13 protein-coding genes and 1 tRNA gene are annotated in these 13,307 nt (G+C 71.4%); 3 read left to right on the plus strand and 11 right to left on the minus strand.

What is annotated here, in order from left to right:
• The 4 genes from HF323_RS12530 to HF323_RS12545 are packed head-to-tail and all read right to left on the minus strand — an operon-like array spanning position 1 to position 3,931.
• Positions 1-1,401: an FtsW/RodA/SpoVE family cell cycle protein gene (locus HF323_RS12530; protein WP_169582946.1), complete on the minus strand. Its 1,401-nt coding sequence runs from the start codon at positions 1,399-1,401 to the stop codon at positions 1-3.
• A complete protein-coding gene (locus tag HF323_RS12535) occupies positions 1,398-2,636 on the minus strand; it encodes a PP2C family serine/threonine-protein phosphatase (RefSeq protein WP_169582947.1) in 1,239 nt (412 codons plus the stop codon). Before HF323_RS12535 ends, HF323_RS12530 begins: the two co-directional genes overlap by 4 nt.
• Positions 2,637-2,654: 18 nt before the next feature.
• Positions 2,655-3,188, minus strand: a complete 534-nt coding sequence (locus tag HF323_RS12540) for an FHA domain-containing protein (protein ID WP_169582948.1) — start codon at positions 3,186-3,188, stop codon at positions 2,655-2,657.
• Positions 3,185-3,931: a DUF3662 and FHA domain-containing protein gene (locus HF323_RS12545; RefSeq protein ID WP_169582949.1), complete on the minus strand. Its 747-nt coding sequence runs from the start codon at positions 3,929-3,931 to the stop codon at positions 3,185-3,187. The genes HF323_RS12540 and HF323_RS12545 overlap by 4 nt, the downstream gene beginning before the upstream one ends.
• Before the next feature lie 156 nt (positions 3,932-4,087).
• Here HF323_RS12545 and HF323_RS12550 point away from each other — a divergent pair.
• Positions 4,088-4,171, plus strand: a tRNA-Leu gene (locus HF323_RS12550).
• 56 nt (positions 4,172-4,227) lie between these two features.
• Here the strand turns inward: HF323_RS12550 and HF323_RS12555 are convergent.
• A complete protein-coding gene (locus HF323_RS12555; protein WP_169582950.1) occupies positions 4,228-4,719 on the minus strand; it encodes a GNAT family N-acetyltransferase in 492 nt (163 codons plus the stop codon).
• A 47-nt stretch (positions 4,720-4,766) separates the two neighbouring features.
• Positions 4,767-5,405 carry a GntR family transcriptional regulator gene (locus HF323_RS15640; RefSeq protein ID WP_169582951.1) on the minus strand — a complete coding sequence of 213 codons (639 nt, stop codon included), beginning with the start codon at positions 5,403-5,405 and terminating at the stop codon, positions 4,767-4,769.
• A 367-nt stretch (positions 5,406-5,772) separates the two neighbouring features.
• Here HF323_RS15640 and HF323_RS12565 point away from each other — a divergent pair, with 367 nt between their 5' ends.
• Positions 5,773-5,979 (plus strand): cold-shock protein, encoded by a 207-nt coding sequence (locus tag HF323_RS12565; RefSeq protein WP_135062416.1) that lies wholly within the window; start codon positions 5,773-5,775, stop codon positions 5,977-5,979.
• Positions 5,980-6,138: 159 nt separating this feature from the next.
• Here HF323_RS12565 and HF323_RS12570 read toward each other — a convergent pair whose 3' ends face one another.
• The 4 genes from HF323_RS12570 to HF323_RS12585 all read right to left on the minus strand — a co-directional run bounded on the left by HF323_RS12570 (position 6,139) and on the right by HF323_RS12585 (position 10,612).
• Complete coding sequence (locus tag HF323_RS12570) at positions 6,139-7,404, minus strand: hypothetical protein (RefSeq protein ID WP_169582952.1); 1,266 nt, start codon at positions 7,402-7,404, stop codon at positions 6,139-6,141.
• On the minus strand, positions 7,397-8,080 hold the full coding sequence (locus tag HF323_RS12575) for an HAD hydrolase-like protein (protein ID WP_169582953.1): 684 nt from the start codon (positions 8,078-8,080) through the stop codon (positions 7,397-7,399). The genes HF323_RS12570 and HF323_RS12575 overlap by 8 nt, the downstream gene beginning before the upstream one ends.
• A gap of 581 nt (positions 8,081-8,661) precedes the next feature.
• Positions 8,662-9,357, minus strand: a complete 696-nt coding sequence (nucS, locus tag HF323_RS12580) for an endonuclease NucS (RefSeq protein WP_169582954.1) — start codon at positions 9,355-9,357, stop codon at positions 8,662-8,664.
• Positions 9,358-9,382: 25 nt separating this feature from the next.
• A complete protein-coding gene (locus HF323_RS12585) occupies positions 9,383-10,612 on the minus strand; it encodes an MFS transporter (RefSeq protein WP_188241715.1) in 1,230 nt (409 codons plus the stop codon).
• 80 nt (positions 10,613-10,692) lie between these two features.
• Between HF323_RS12585 and HF323_RS12590 the strand changes: the two genes are divergently transcribed.
• Positions 10,693-11,748, plus strand: a complete 1,056-nt coding sequence (locus tag HF323_RS12590) for a LacI family DNA-binding transcriptional regulator (protein ID WP_169582956.1) — start codon at positions 10,693-10,695, stop codon at positions 11,746-11,748.
• Here HF323_RS12590 and HF323_RS12595 read toward each other — a convergent pair.
• Positions 11,745-13,289, minus strand: a complete 1,545-nt coding sequence (locus tag HF323_RS12595) for a hypothetical protein (protein WP_317451077.1) — start codon at positions 13,287-13,289, stop codon at positions 11,745-11,747. The two genes, HF323_RS12590 and HF323_RS12595, sit on opposite strands and share 4 nt — an antisense overlap.
• Positions 13,290-13,307 lie beyond the last annotated feature (18 nt).

Raw genomic sequence — 13,307 nt, forward strand, 5'->3', positions numbered from 1 at the left:
CTAGCCGATCACCACCCGGGGTCGGCTGCGAACGGCATCCGATATCCGCAACAGCAGGGCGACGATGATCCAGTTGGCCACGAGCGACGACCCGCCGGCGGCGAGGAACGGCGTCGTGAGACCGGTCAGCGGGATCACGCGTGTGACGCCGCCGACCATGATGAAGACCTGCAGGGCGATCGTGAAGGACAGGCCGGTCGCGAGGAGCTTGCCGAAGTCGTCCTGGCCGGCGAGGCCGATCCGGATGCCCCGGCTGGTGAAGACCATGTAGAGGCAGAGGATCGCGAACACGCCGACGAGCCCGAGCTCCTCGCCGAGCGCCGGCAGGATGTAGTCGCTCTCGGCGACGGGGGTCAGGTGCGGGCGACCTTGCCCCAGGCCCGTGCCGATGAGTCCGCCCTGCGCCAGGCCGAAGAGGCCCTGCACGAGCTGGTAGCTGCCGCCGTCCGCGTCGATGACCTCGGGGTTGAACGCGTCGAGCCAGTTGGTGAATCGGCCGTTCACATAGGAGAGCACCTGCGAGGCGATCAGGGCGCCGGCCGCCGCGAGAGTGACACCGATGAGCACCCAGCTGGTCTTGCCGGTCGCCACATAGAGCATGGCGACGAACATTCCGAAGATCAGCAGACCCGTTCCGAGGTCTCGCTGCATGACGATGATCCCCAGCGAGATCAGCCAGATAACGAGGAGCGGTCCCAGCTCACGGGCCCGAGGCCACGTCATGCCGAGGAACCTCGTTCCCACCGACGTGAGGCTCTCCCGCGTGCGGACCAGGTACCCGGCGAAGAAGATGCCCAGCGCGATCTTGGCCAGCTCGCCGGGCTGGAAGCTGAAGAAGCCCAGCGACACCCACACGTCGGCGTTCGCGTCGGTTCCCAGACCGGGGATGATCGGCAGGACGAGCAGGCCGATGCCGGCGAAGCCGAAGATGTAGGTGTAGCGGAACAGCACGCGGTAGTTGCGCAGGAGCAGCACCACGGTGACGGCTCCGACGATCGCGATCGCGGCCCACGCCAGCTGCCGAGTGGAGAACGCCTCCCAGCCGTGGCGGTCCCGCGCGATGTCGATGCGGTAGATCATGGCCAGCCCCAGCCCCGTGAGGAGCGTGGCGATCGGCACGACGAAGGGATCGGCATCCCGCGCCCGAAGGCGCAGGACGATGTGCAGCGCCACCACGAGTGCGGTCAGGCCGCCGCAGTAGACGAGGAAGGTCCAGTCGATGGCGCCGATCGCGCCGAGCTGCACGAGCGCGACGGCCGACCCGTTGATCGCGAATGCGAAGACGAGCAGCGCGAGCTCGCGGTTGCGCTGCGTCTGCGGCACGCGGATGCGCTTGAGCGCCCGCACGACCGCGGTGTCGGTGGAGACGGCCTCGGTCGCCGTGCTCGTCGAGCCGCTCATCCGCCTCCTCCCGAGGTCTCCAGGATGGTCGCCACGATACGGCGCGCGTCTGAGAGGGAGCTTGCCGAGATGGTCTGCTCCACGGTGGCGCGCGCGAACTCGGGCAGCGAGTCGAGCGGGATCTCCGTGTCTTCGTACGGAGTCGAGAGGGAGATCGGCCCGATCCCCTGCTGGACCCCCTGGAAGATCACGACGGTGTCCTCATCGGCGCCGACGTAGTAGCGCGTCTGCGTCCACTGGTACCCGATCCACAGCGCGCCCGCGATGATCGCCAGCACCAGCACGGCGCCGACGAACCATCCGATGCGCCGTCGCCGCACGCGACGGCGGTCCTCTTCGATGAGCTCCTCGAGGAACTCGGGTGCGGGCTCGAAGTGCGTCGGCTCGTTCGCTGCCTGGCGGTTGGGGTGCAGCCAGCTCGTCCGCCCCGGCCGGGCCGCCGGCACTTCCACGCCGACGGGGTTCGAGGCCGAACCGACGACGGTCGGAGTGCCGGAGAAGAGCGGATGCTGCCCGCCGACGTCCACGAGCACGATGGTGACGTTGTCGGGGGCGCCGCCGTCGAGGGCCTGCTTGAGCAGGTTGTCGGCGGTGCGGCCCGGCGCGAGACCCATCGCGAGGGCCTTCGAGGTGTGGGCATCGTCGACGACGCCGGACAGCCCGTCCGAGCAGAGCAGCCAGCGGTCGCCCGGCTGGGTCGGCATGATGAACGTGTCGAGCTCGGGGTCGGGATCCATGTCGCCGAGCACGCGCATGAGCACGGAGCGACGCGGGTGGTAGCGCGCTTCCTCCGGCGTGATGCGGCCCGAGTCCACCAGGCGCTGGACGAACGTGTGGTCCGTCGTGATCTGCGTGAGGGCGCCGTCGCGGAACAGGTAGATCCGGGAGTCCCCGATGTGGGCGATGACCGCGTAGTCGTCGACCATGACGAGCGCGCTCACGGTGGTGCCCATGCCGGCCAGCTCCGGTCGCTCGTTCACCGTGTCGATGAGCTGAGTCGCGGCATCCGAGATCGCATTCCTCAGCTCGCGCTCGGCCTCGGCCGTCGACTGGTACGGCCGGTCGAGGCTCTCCAGGCGGGCGATCGCGAGGCTCGACGCGACATCACCGCCGGCGTGGCCGCCCATGCCGTCGGCGACGACGAACAGGTTCGAGCCGGCGTAGCCGGAGTCCTGGTTGTTGGAGCGCACCTTGCCGGTGTGCGAGATGGCGGCGCTCGAGCCCTGGAAGACCATAGGTGGTGGTTCCGCCCGCTACTTCCGCAGCTCGAAGGTCGTCGCGCCGACCTTGATGGGAGCGCCCACCGTCACGGGTGCCGGGGAGGTCACGCGGACGCCGTCGTGCCAGGTGCCGTTGGTCGAGTCGAGATCCTGGATCATCCACTGGTCGCCCCACAGCACGAGTCGCGCGTGGTGGCTCGAGGTGTAGTCGTCGCGGATGACGAGGGCCGACTCGCTCGAGCGGCCGATCGTGAGGGGCTCGTTGCCGAGCGGCAGCTCGATGCCCGCCTTCGGGCCGCTGGTGATCACGATGCGCGACACCGCGCCGGCGGTGGCACGTCCGCCCTTCGGCCCGGAGGGCGCCGCGGGAGCGGATGCGACGGGCGCGGTGGCGCCGGATCGGGATGCCGCGCCCACCGGTGCCGCGCCCGCAGGCGCAGCCTCGGGCATGCGGCGCACCTTCACGCCGAAGAGGTCGGCGCGCAGCGAGTACACGACGGCGAAGACGAACCCCCACATCAGCACGAGGAAGCCGATGCGCAGGAGCAGCAGAGTCAGTTCGCTCATGCCAGCGGACCTCCGTCACGGACGTCGTAGGCGCGGGTGGCGTCCTCGGCCGACACGCGGGGTCGAGGCGGCGGCGCGGCCTGAGCGACGACGTGGAAGACGATGTCGGTGCGGCCGATGGTCACGGTCGAGTCCGGGGGCAGGGCCGCCTCTTTCACCTTCTGCCCGTTGAGCAGCGTGCCGTTGGTGGAGTTCATGTCGCGGACCATCGCGCGCTCGCCGTCCCACAGGATCTCGACGTGCTTGCGGCTCGTGCCCGCGTCGGCGATGGTGATGTCGGCGTCGCTGCCGCGCCCGATGACGGTGCGCCCCTTCACCAGCGGATGCCTCTTGCCCGCGATGTCGACGACCCCGCGCCACGACACTCGTCCACCCTGGGCGGTGGACGAGTCGATCCGCAGCGTTCCCGTCGTGAGCTGCTCATCGCGCTCGAGCGTGATCGTGACGGGGCCCGCGAACGAGTAGCCCTGCGCCTTCGCGTGCTTGTGAACGAGGGTGTCGAGCTCGTGCACGAGCGCGCCGCCGAGCGCGCTCATGCGCTCGTCGTCGGCGGCAGAGAGCCGCACGCTGAACGTGTTGGGCGCGAGGATGCGGTCGCGACTCACGACGGCAGCCTTCTTGTCGAGCTCGCTGCGCAAGGCGGAGGCGATCTCGACGGGCTGGATGCCGCTGCGGAAGGTCTTGGCGAACGCGCTGTTCACGGCGCGCTCGAGACCTTTCTCGAAGCTGTCAAGTAGTCCCACGGGGCTCCTCGGACGGGGGTTCCGGTTGGTACATGCTAGTTGCACACCCTGGGTTGCCCATGGACATGCGGTCGGGTTCGCTCCGGTTCGGGGCTTCTGGTCGCCCGTGATATCCTCGGGAAGTTGAGTTCGTGGTGTCTCCGGATGCCTCGACTCGCGCGAGTGGCGGAATAGGCAGACGCGCTGGCTTCAGGTGCCAGTGCCCGAAAGGGCGTGGGGGTTCAACTCCCCCCTCGCGCACAGACAGAAGAAGAAGGCCCCCGAGCGATCGGGGGCCTTCTTCGTGTCCGGCGGGTCTACATCCCGTCGAGCGCGGGCACCATCGTGAAGACGAGCTCGTCGACGTCGCGGCCCACACCCGGCGCGAACACCCGGTTGCGCGACACCTCGGTGAAGCCGGAGCTCTTGAGCACCGCGATCGCGGCCTCGTTGTGGGCGGCGACCCGGGCGTACAGCGGGCGGATCGGCTCACGCGAGACGAGCTGACGCAGCGCGGCGGTCGCGACGCCGCGGCCCCACGCATTGCGGGTGATCCAGACGCTCACCTCGCGGTCGCCGCCGACGTTGAACGCGGCGGCGGTGCCGGCGAAGCCGCCGTTCTCGGTGACCACCTGGTAGAGCACTCCTTCGGCGGAGTGCTCGCGCGCGATCCACGCGTCGAAGGCGGCACGATCGTCGGGGTCGTCGGCGGTGAACGCCGCCAGGGCGACGCCCTCAGGGTCGCGCATCATGTCGAAGATCGCGTCGAAGTCGTCCTCGTCGATGTCCCGCAGCTCGATGTGGCTCACACGACCACCGTAGCGAGCGCGGCGGACTGAGAAGCGGGTCTTGCGTGTCAGGAGAGCCCGTGCAATTCGCGCAGCCGGGCCTCGGCGCGCACGCCGTCGCGCTCGCGCATCGCGTCGCGGAAGTCCTCGTACGCGGCGGTTCGACCCAGCGGGCACTCGATCAGCGGACGCCACGTCGAGATGTTGCGGCGGATCGCCAGCTCCGCCTCGCGCATGAAGCGGATGATCGCGACGTTCCCGGTGGCGCGTGTCAGCTTCGCGAAGAAGACGTGGCTCGTGCGCAGCAGCGCGGCGTAGTCGTCGGCGCGCGACGCGGCGATGACGGCCTCGAGCTCGGCCAGGGCGTCGTGGAGCTGCTCGTCCGAGGCATCCCTCACCGCCATTCGCGCCGCATTGCCCATGAGATAGGCGACGAACTCGAGCGTGTCGGACTGCGCCTTGTCGTTCGGGATCGAGACACGGGTATAGCGGTGAGGCGACACCTCGACCAGCCCCACGCGCTCGAGCCGCTGCAGGGCCTCGCGCACCGGAGTCCGCGACACCCCGAGCCACTCGGCGAGCTCGTGGTCGCGCAGGCGTGCGCCGGGCGCGAGCGTGCCGTCGAGGATCGCCTCACCCAGGCGGGTGTACACCTCGTCGCCGAGGACCGCACCGCTGGGGACGAGGGGAGCGAGGGGGGTCGTCATGGGTGCGACAAGTGTACGACGGCCGATTCAGACGCATGCAGGCTTCTCATCTCGCGGTGGAGAACGGCGGATTCGCGCGTGTCATCGGTGCGACGGGAGGCCGGATCGGACAGCGCGGGAGCCTCCCGGTAGGGCCGATATATCGGTACCATGAGCGTGTCACGCTTCTGCGTGGCCTATCCGGGGGGATCCGTCGACGCCCGGGCTTCGAGCTTCAGCTCAGCCCGGGCGTCCGATGGGATCGCGCGCGAGCGCCGTGCAACATTTCTGTCACCATCAGAATCGACTCTCGCCGTCGAGCGCGCGGACCGTTACTTTGGACTGGACTCGTGGCATGAGCGCGGGCATCCCCAAAGAACGGCAAGTAATGAGCACGCAGGGCACCGTCAAGTGGTTCAACTCGGAGAAGGGCTTCGGCTTCATCGCTCCGGATGAGGGTGGCGCGGACGTTTTCGCGCACTACACCGCGATCGAAGCGAGCGGCTACCGCTCCCTCGAGGAGAACCAGCGGGTCGAGTTCGAGATCGCCCAGGGCCCCAAGGGCCTGCAGGCGGAGAACATCCGCCCCATCTAAGCCCCGGACCTTCAGGTCCGAGCACGCGAAGCTGCGTCGCGGCATCATCGCTTCCGCCGACAGTGTCGGGGGCGGATGCCGCGACTCAGCCGCGCCCGGTCACGACCGGGCGCTTTCGTATTCCCGGCGCCGGCCCCGCACTGGTGCGGCGTCGGCGCCTCAGGCGCGGGCGATGCGCGAGTAGTCCGCGAGGGCCTTCGCGTCCTCCGCATCTCTCAGGGCCCGGCGTGCCGCGTCGAGCGCCGCCACCGGGTCGGCGGCCTGCCGGGCGGCCGCGAGTTCGTGCTCGGCCGACTTCAAGCGGGACCGTGCGTCAGCGCCGGCTTGCGAGTGGGCGACGGATGCCTCGGCCTGAGCCAGCGCCGAACGGGCGGCCGCGAGCGTCCCGGGCAGCGCGGTGCGTGCGCCGCGGATCCGCTGCTGCGCGGTATGGGCGTCGCCCAGCGCGAGGTCGAGCCGGCTGCGGAGCCGCGCGATGCCGTCGACCGTGCGGGACGGACGGGTCGAGGCATCCGCTTCGATCTTCGTCAGCTCGGCGTGGAGGGCGGTCAGCTCGGCACCGAGACGCTCGGCGTCGGGAGCGTCGAGATGCTCGCGCACGACGGAGGCATGGCGCAGCGCCGCGCGGGCGGCCTCGAGCTCACCCGGCACGGCTTGCGCGGCCTGCAGCACCAGCCGGTGCGACTCCTCCAGGATCCGCGCGTCGGCCTCGGCCTGGCGGAGCGCCCGTTCGGCCGCCGCCAGCTCCGACAGCGCACTGCGGGACGGGTCGGCGGCGCGCGCCGCGGCGGCATCGAGCAGGCGCTCGGCTTCGGCGGCCTCCACGGCCGCGGAGTGCGCCGCCCGCGAGGCATCCCTCCACTCGTCTTCCGCGAACCGGGCGGAGAGGTCCGCGACCAGAGCCGCGGGATCGCCCATCGTCGCGCGGAGCTCGGCGAGATGACGGCGGGCGGCCTCGACCTGGCTCGCCGCCGAGACGTTCGCGGCGACCCATGCGGAGTGCTCGGCGCGAGCGGAGGCGATGAGGCGCAGCGCCTCCTCGGCGCGGCGCTCGATGCGCGCCGCTGACCGGCGCACGTCGTCGGGGAGCACCCCGGGCGCGCTGATACGGCGGTACTCGTCGAAGGACTCGTCGCGCACGTGCTGCGCGGTCAGGCGCGCTCGCCGCAGCGAGCCGGGTGCGCCGCCGCCGTAGAGCGCCCCGGAGAGGCCGACCTCGAGATCCAGATCGGTGACCTCGTCGTCCAGGCGGACCAGCGCGGCGCCGCTGCGGACCCGCACCTGGTCCGCGGCCGCACGCGCGCGTGGTGAGCGGCGGGCGCGGCGCACACCCCACGCGATCACCGCGATCGCGATCGCCGTCACGCCGAACACGACCAGCGCGGGCACCAGCCACGCGAGGATCGTGCCGACGAACTCAGGCATCGGACTCCTCGAAGAGCAGCAGCCGCCGCAGCTGTGCGACGTCGTCGACCGCGGCCTGCGCGCCGTCGGACTCGTGCGGCCAGCTGAATCCCCAGCGGACGAAGATCACGGGGACACCCTGTTCGGCCCCACCCTCGACGTCGTGGTGACGATCGCCGACGAGCACCGGGCGGCTCGTGTCGGCGCCGGCGGCCTCGAGCCGGCGCAGCGCCTCTGCGACGATGTCGGCCTTGGCGCTGAGGGTCTTCTCGTCGGGCGTCGCACCGACGATCGCGGTGAGCGCCGGGGAGAGGTCGAAGTGATCCATGAGGGCCGCGACCTGGATCTCGGGCTTCGAGCTGGCCGTGGACTGCGCGATCCCGGCCGCCGCGATGTCGCGGATCAGCTCGCCGACGCCGTCGAACAGCTTCGCGCCCGTCGTGTAGCCGTCCTTCTTGCCGAGGACGCGGTAGAACGCCACCGCTTCGGCCGCTTCGGCGGGGGTCATGCCGACGTTGACCTGGAACGACTCGTACATGGGCGGACCGATCCAGTGCACCAGTTCGGCGCGGGTCGGCGGACGCCTGCCGAAGTGCTCGAGGGCGATCGTGAGCCGGCGCAGGATGCCGTCGGAGGCGTCGACCACCGTGCCGTCGACGTCCCACAGCACACAGGTCCAGGGAGATCGCGTCGGCATGGTCCCAGCCTATGGGCGCGCTCGCCGGCCGGGCCAACCCGCGGTAACGTCCCCGGCCCTTCCGACGCCCGTATCCGGGCGGCTGGACGTGGCTTCAGGGCCGGACCTGCCGCCGCCTTTCCAGGTGCCCTTCCGGGAGCCCTTCCGGGAGCGTGTCCCGAACTGTGCCGTTCGTGTCCCGAAGTTCGCCGCCTGCGAGGCCCGCAGGCGATCAACTTCGGGACACGCTTCGACGGGAGGCCGCCGGGGCGCACCGGGGTGCTGGGCACCGCCGGGTGCTGCCGCCGGGTGCTGGCACCGCCGGGTGTGCGGCCGGGTGGCTGGCGCCGCCGGGTGTGCGGCCGGCGATCGTGTCCCGAAGTTCGACGATCGTGTCCCGAAGTCCGCCGCCTGCGGGGCCCGCAGGCGATCAACTTCGGGACACGCCCCACGTACGCGAGCGAGGCCGCAGGCGATCAACTTCGGGACACGCCCCACGTACGCGAGCGAGGCCGCAGGCGGCAAACTTCGGGACACGCCCACGTACGCGAGGGGACACGCATCCGTACGCGGGTGAGCGCCAGAAGCCGCCGCCTCCGCCGTCAGAACAGGCGGGGAGCTCCGGACTCGATGCCCTTCATGCCCTCGTAGTCGAGGGTGACGCAGCGGATGCCTCGATCCGCGGCCAGCACCTTCGCCTGAGGCTTGATCTCCTGAGCCGCGAACACCCCCGTGACGGGCGCGAGGTGGGGGTCCCGCCCGAGCAGCTCCAGATACCGCGTCAGCTGTTCGACGCCGTCGATGTCGCCGCGGCGCTTGACCTCGACGGCGATCGTTCCGCCCGCCGGATCGCGCAGCAGCAGGTCGACCGGGCCGATCGCGGTGGGGAACTCGCGGCGCACGAGCGTGAGCCCTTCGCCGATGACGTCGACCTGTTCGGCGAGGAGGCGCTGCAGGTCGGACTCGACGCCGTCCTTCTGCAGCCCCGGGTCGATGCCCAGTTCGTGCGACGAGTCGTGCAGCACCTCGTAGATGCGCACGAGCAGCGCGTCACCGGTCTTGGCGTGCGTCACGCGCCAGTGCTCGACGACGCCGGCGGCGGCGGAATCGGCATCCGGTTCCTCGACATCGAGCCGGCAGGGCGGGCTCATCCAGTTGAGCGGCTTGTACGAGCCGCCGTCGGAATGCACGAGCAGGCTGCCGTCGCCCTTGTGCACGAGAAGACGCGTCGCCAGGGGCAGGTGCGCGGTGAGGCGCCCGGTGTAATCGACGGAGCAGCGGGCGATGACGAGACGCACCCGACGAGCCTAGCCCGCGCGGCCGTCAGTGATGCGCGTGGCCGGCGCCCACCTTCGAGCCTGCGATCGGCTTGGCCGCGCCCGACGCCAGACCCGACACGGCGATGAGGCCGACGATGATCCACAGCGTCGGCAGGATGCCGATCTGGTGGCTCACCCAGCCGAGCACGGGCGGCCCGCACAGGAACGCGAGGTAGCCGATCGTGGCGGCGGCGGAGACGGATGCCGCGGCTTTCGCCGGATCGTCGGCGGCGGCGGACATGCCGAGGGGGAAGCCGAGCGACGCGCCCGCGCCCCACAGGGCGATGCCGACGAACGCGATCGGCAGGTTCGGCGCGACGATGAACATGATGAGGCCGACGCCGGCCGCGACCGCGAGGACGCGGAGCGTCCACACGCGGCCGATGCGGTCGACGATCGGACCGCCGAGGATGCGGAACACCGTCATCGACACGGAGAACACCGTGAGCGCGACCGCGCCGATGGCTTCGGTCTGACCGTGCCCGTCGACCATCGCGATGGTGAGCCAGTCGTTCGCGCTGCCCTCGGCGAAGGCCATTCCGAGCATGATCGCGCCGATCGCGTAGGTGCGCGGGTCGCGCCACACGGCGAGCTGCTCGGCGATCCGCTCTCGGCGGGTGGCCGGCGTCGCGGGGTCGTCGTGCATGGTCTCGCGGATGGGTACCGCGCGCAGGGCGAACAGGCCGGCCGCGAGCACGAGGGCGCCCACGATCCACAGGTGCCACGCCACGCCGACGTTCCACGCGGCCATGAGCACGCCCAGGCCGGCTCCGGCGACGGTCCCGAGGCTGAAGAAGGCGTGGAAGAGCGGCATCAGCGTGCGCTCGAACGCCTGCTCGACCGCCGCCGCCTCGACGTTCATCATGACGTCCGTCGCGCTCATCCCCATGCCCATCAGGGCCAGCCCGATCGCGGTGACCGCATACGACTCCATGAACTGCACGCCGAGTCCCACGACGACCACGCCGGCGGAGAAGGCGATGATCGTGAGGAGCATTCCACGGCGGGCCCCGAGCCGCACCACCAGGACGTTCGCGATCGAGAGCCCGACGATGGCCGCCGCGCCCGAGATGAACAGCAGGATGCCGATCTCGAGATCGTTGATCCCGAGATCGCGCTTGACGGCGGGCAGTCGCGACGCCCACGACGCGAAGCCGAGGCCGGTCACGAAGAAGATCGTGAAGACCGCGGTGCGCCAGTTGACGAGCTGGGAGCGCGTGAGTACCTTGTCCACCCGACCACGGTAGCGGCCGCGCTTCCGCTTGTCGAATCGATTCGACGCGCCCCGTGCCGACCCGGTACGATTGTCGCCACATGAGTACGCGTCGCGCCACCATCTCCGACGTCGCCCGCGAGGCAGGCGTCTCGCCATCGACGGCCTCGGTCGTGTTCAGCGGCAAGACCCCGGTGTCGGAGGCCACCCGCCGTCGCGTGCTCGACGCCGCGTCGGCACTCGGGTACACCGGTCCTGACCCGCGGGCCGCCTCGCTGCGGCGGGGGCGTTCGGGGATCGTCGGCGTCGTCTTCGAAGAGCACCTCGGCGCCGCCTTCCTCGACCCGGTCAAGACCCTCACGATGGACGGCCTCGCCGACGGCGTCGAACCGCTCGGGGCAGGGCTGCTGCTGCTGCGCGATCACCTGCCCGACGGCACCGCCACGGGCGCGTCCCTCACGACGGCGCCCCTCGACGCCGCCGTGCTCGTCGGGTGCAGCGGCCACCTGCGCGAGTCGCTCGACGCGGTGCGCGCCCGGGGCATCCCGGTGGTCGTCATCGAAGGCGATGCGGGCGAAGACGTTCCCCGCATCGGCCTCGACAACCGCGAGGCGCAGCGCCAGGCCGCGAGCCATCTGCGTGCGCTCGGCCACAGCCGGGTCGCGATCGTGACCCTTCCCGCGCGCGCCGGGTGGGAGGCGGGCTGGATCCTGGACGGCACCGCCATCAGCATCGACGTGACGCGCGAGCGGCTGGCAGGTGCGCGGGAGGTGTTCCCGGATGCCCCGGCCTATGCCGCCGCGGGCAGCTTCATCGACGAGGGACTGAAAGCGGGCCGCGTGCTCTTCGCCGACCCGGCGTCTCGCCCGACGGCCGTCATCGCGCAGAGCGACCTCCTGGCGGCCGGTGTCATCCGGGCGGCCGAGGAGGCCGGACTGCGGGTGCCCGACGACGTGAGCGTCACCGGCTTCGACGGGATCGTCGTCGACGGCCTCGCGCCCTATGAGCTGACGACGCTCGTCCAGCCCGCCGCCGAGAAGGGGCGCGCTGCCGGTCAGGCCGTCGCGGCCATGCTCGACGGCGGCGAGGCGGCATCCATCCGCTTCACGTGCGAGTTCCGCGAGGGCAACACCACCGCGCCGCCGGCCGCGGGCTAGGAGCGCAGCGGTCCGATCGGCAGCGGATCATCGCCGAAGTCGACGATGGTGTACCGGCCGCAGTCGACGACGGCCGAGGCATCCGTCATCTGCCGTCCCCCCGGCAGTGCGAACGCGACCGTCTCGGCGTCGATCACCAGGAACGTCACCTCGCCGGGGGCGAAGTCGTCGCGATTGACGAGCCACGCGTACCCGCGGAGCTCGTGGTCGACCTGTACGAGTGAGCGGGGGTCGGCCACGTGCGCCTTCGGAAGCCGGATGGTCCAGAACTGTCCCGCGCCGGTGCGTTCCGAGGCATCCGTCCACCGCACGACGCACGCGAGGTCGGCGTCGGCCGCGCTCGCCGCTGCGACCAGTCGCGGGACGCCGAGCACTCCCGCGCCGACGAGCGCGACCGCGGCAGCTCCCGCGGCCCACACGAGATCCGTCCGCCGGGGCGACCGCACGATGCCGGGCAGCACGGCCAGTCCGAGCACGGGGGCGAACGCGATCGGCTGCAGGTACCGTGCGGCGTGCGTGCCGAGCGCGATCGCCCCGACCACGACCAGAAGCGGCATGAGCCAGCCGCAGGCCGCGACCACAGCCGCCCCGGTGCGGCCGAGGCGCGCGAGGCGGACCGTCGCGACGAGGCACCACACCCACAGCGCCACCCCCGCCGAGATCGCGACGACCCCCGCGGGCTCGGCCATGCGGTCTGCGGCCAGTCGTGCGTAGTAGCCGAGCGACTCGGCCCAGCGCGCCGGATCGGCGTAGCCGGCACCGGTGTTCGCGATGACGCCGGCCAGAGGCATCCGTCCCACGAAGCCCACCACCGAGCCGCCGACGAGCGCCGCCGCGAGCCCGGCCGCGGCACTCGGTGCGTGCGCGCGCCGCGCGCGGACGGCGACGACCGCGAGCACGATCGCGAGCGGAACGGTCACCCAGGCGGCGAACAGCGGATTGGTGAGAACGGATGCCGCGGCCACCGCTGCGAGCACCCACAGGTGCCGGCGGCGGCCGGAGTCCAGCCCGCGGCGGGCGAGGCCGACGGCGAACACGGCGGCGATCACCGTCGCGCTGTAGTACGTGGTCGTGAGCAAGAGGGACGCGGGCTCGAGGGCGTCACGGTCGGAGGACGCCTCGGTGACCGCGAACAGCGCGAAGGCCGAGTACGCGAGGAGCGCGCCGGCCACGGGCGCTCGTCCGCGATCCGCCGCCCCGGCGACGAGGCGCAGCGCGCCGTAGAGGGCGAGCAGGTTCAGAACGCCTGCCAGCAGCAGCGTTCCATCGACGCCCAGGCCCAGCAGGGACAGGACGAACAGGACGGCGCTCTCAGGTAGGAAGAGCACCGAGGACATCGCCCAGTCCTGCGGCTGCGCGGCGAGAAGCGACTCGACGACGAGTGTCGTCACGAGCGAGTCGCCGTCCCTCAGCAGCAGATCCACCCGCGACGTCGAGGCCACGACCGCCGCCGTCGTCACCGCGATCGCCGCGGCAGCGGCCAGGCCCAGCAGCTCCCGCGCCCAGCGCGGTTCGCGCGTCACGGCGGGATCGGCGGCCACCGCTCCACTCTGGCACGC

It is taken from the genome of Microbacterium sp. MF43, assembly GCF_012847295.1.
In the GTDB taxonomy this organism is placed as follows: Bacteria; Actinomycetota; Actinomycetes; order Actinomycetales; family Microbacteriaceae; genus Microbacterium.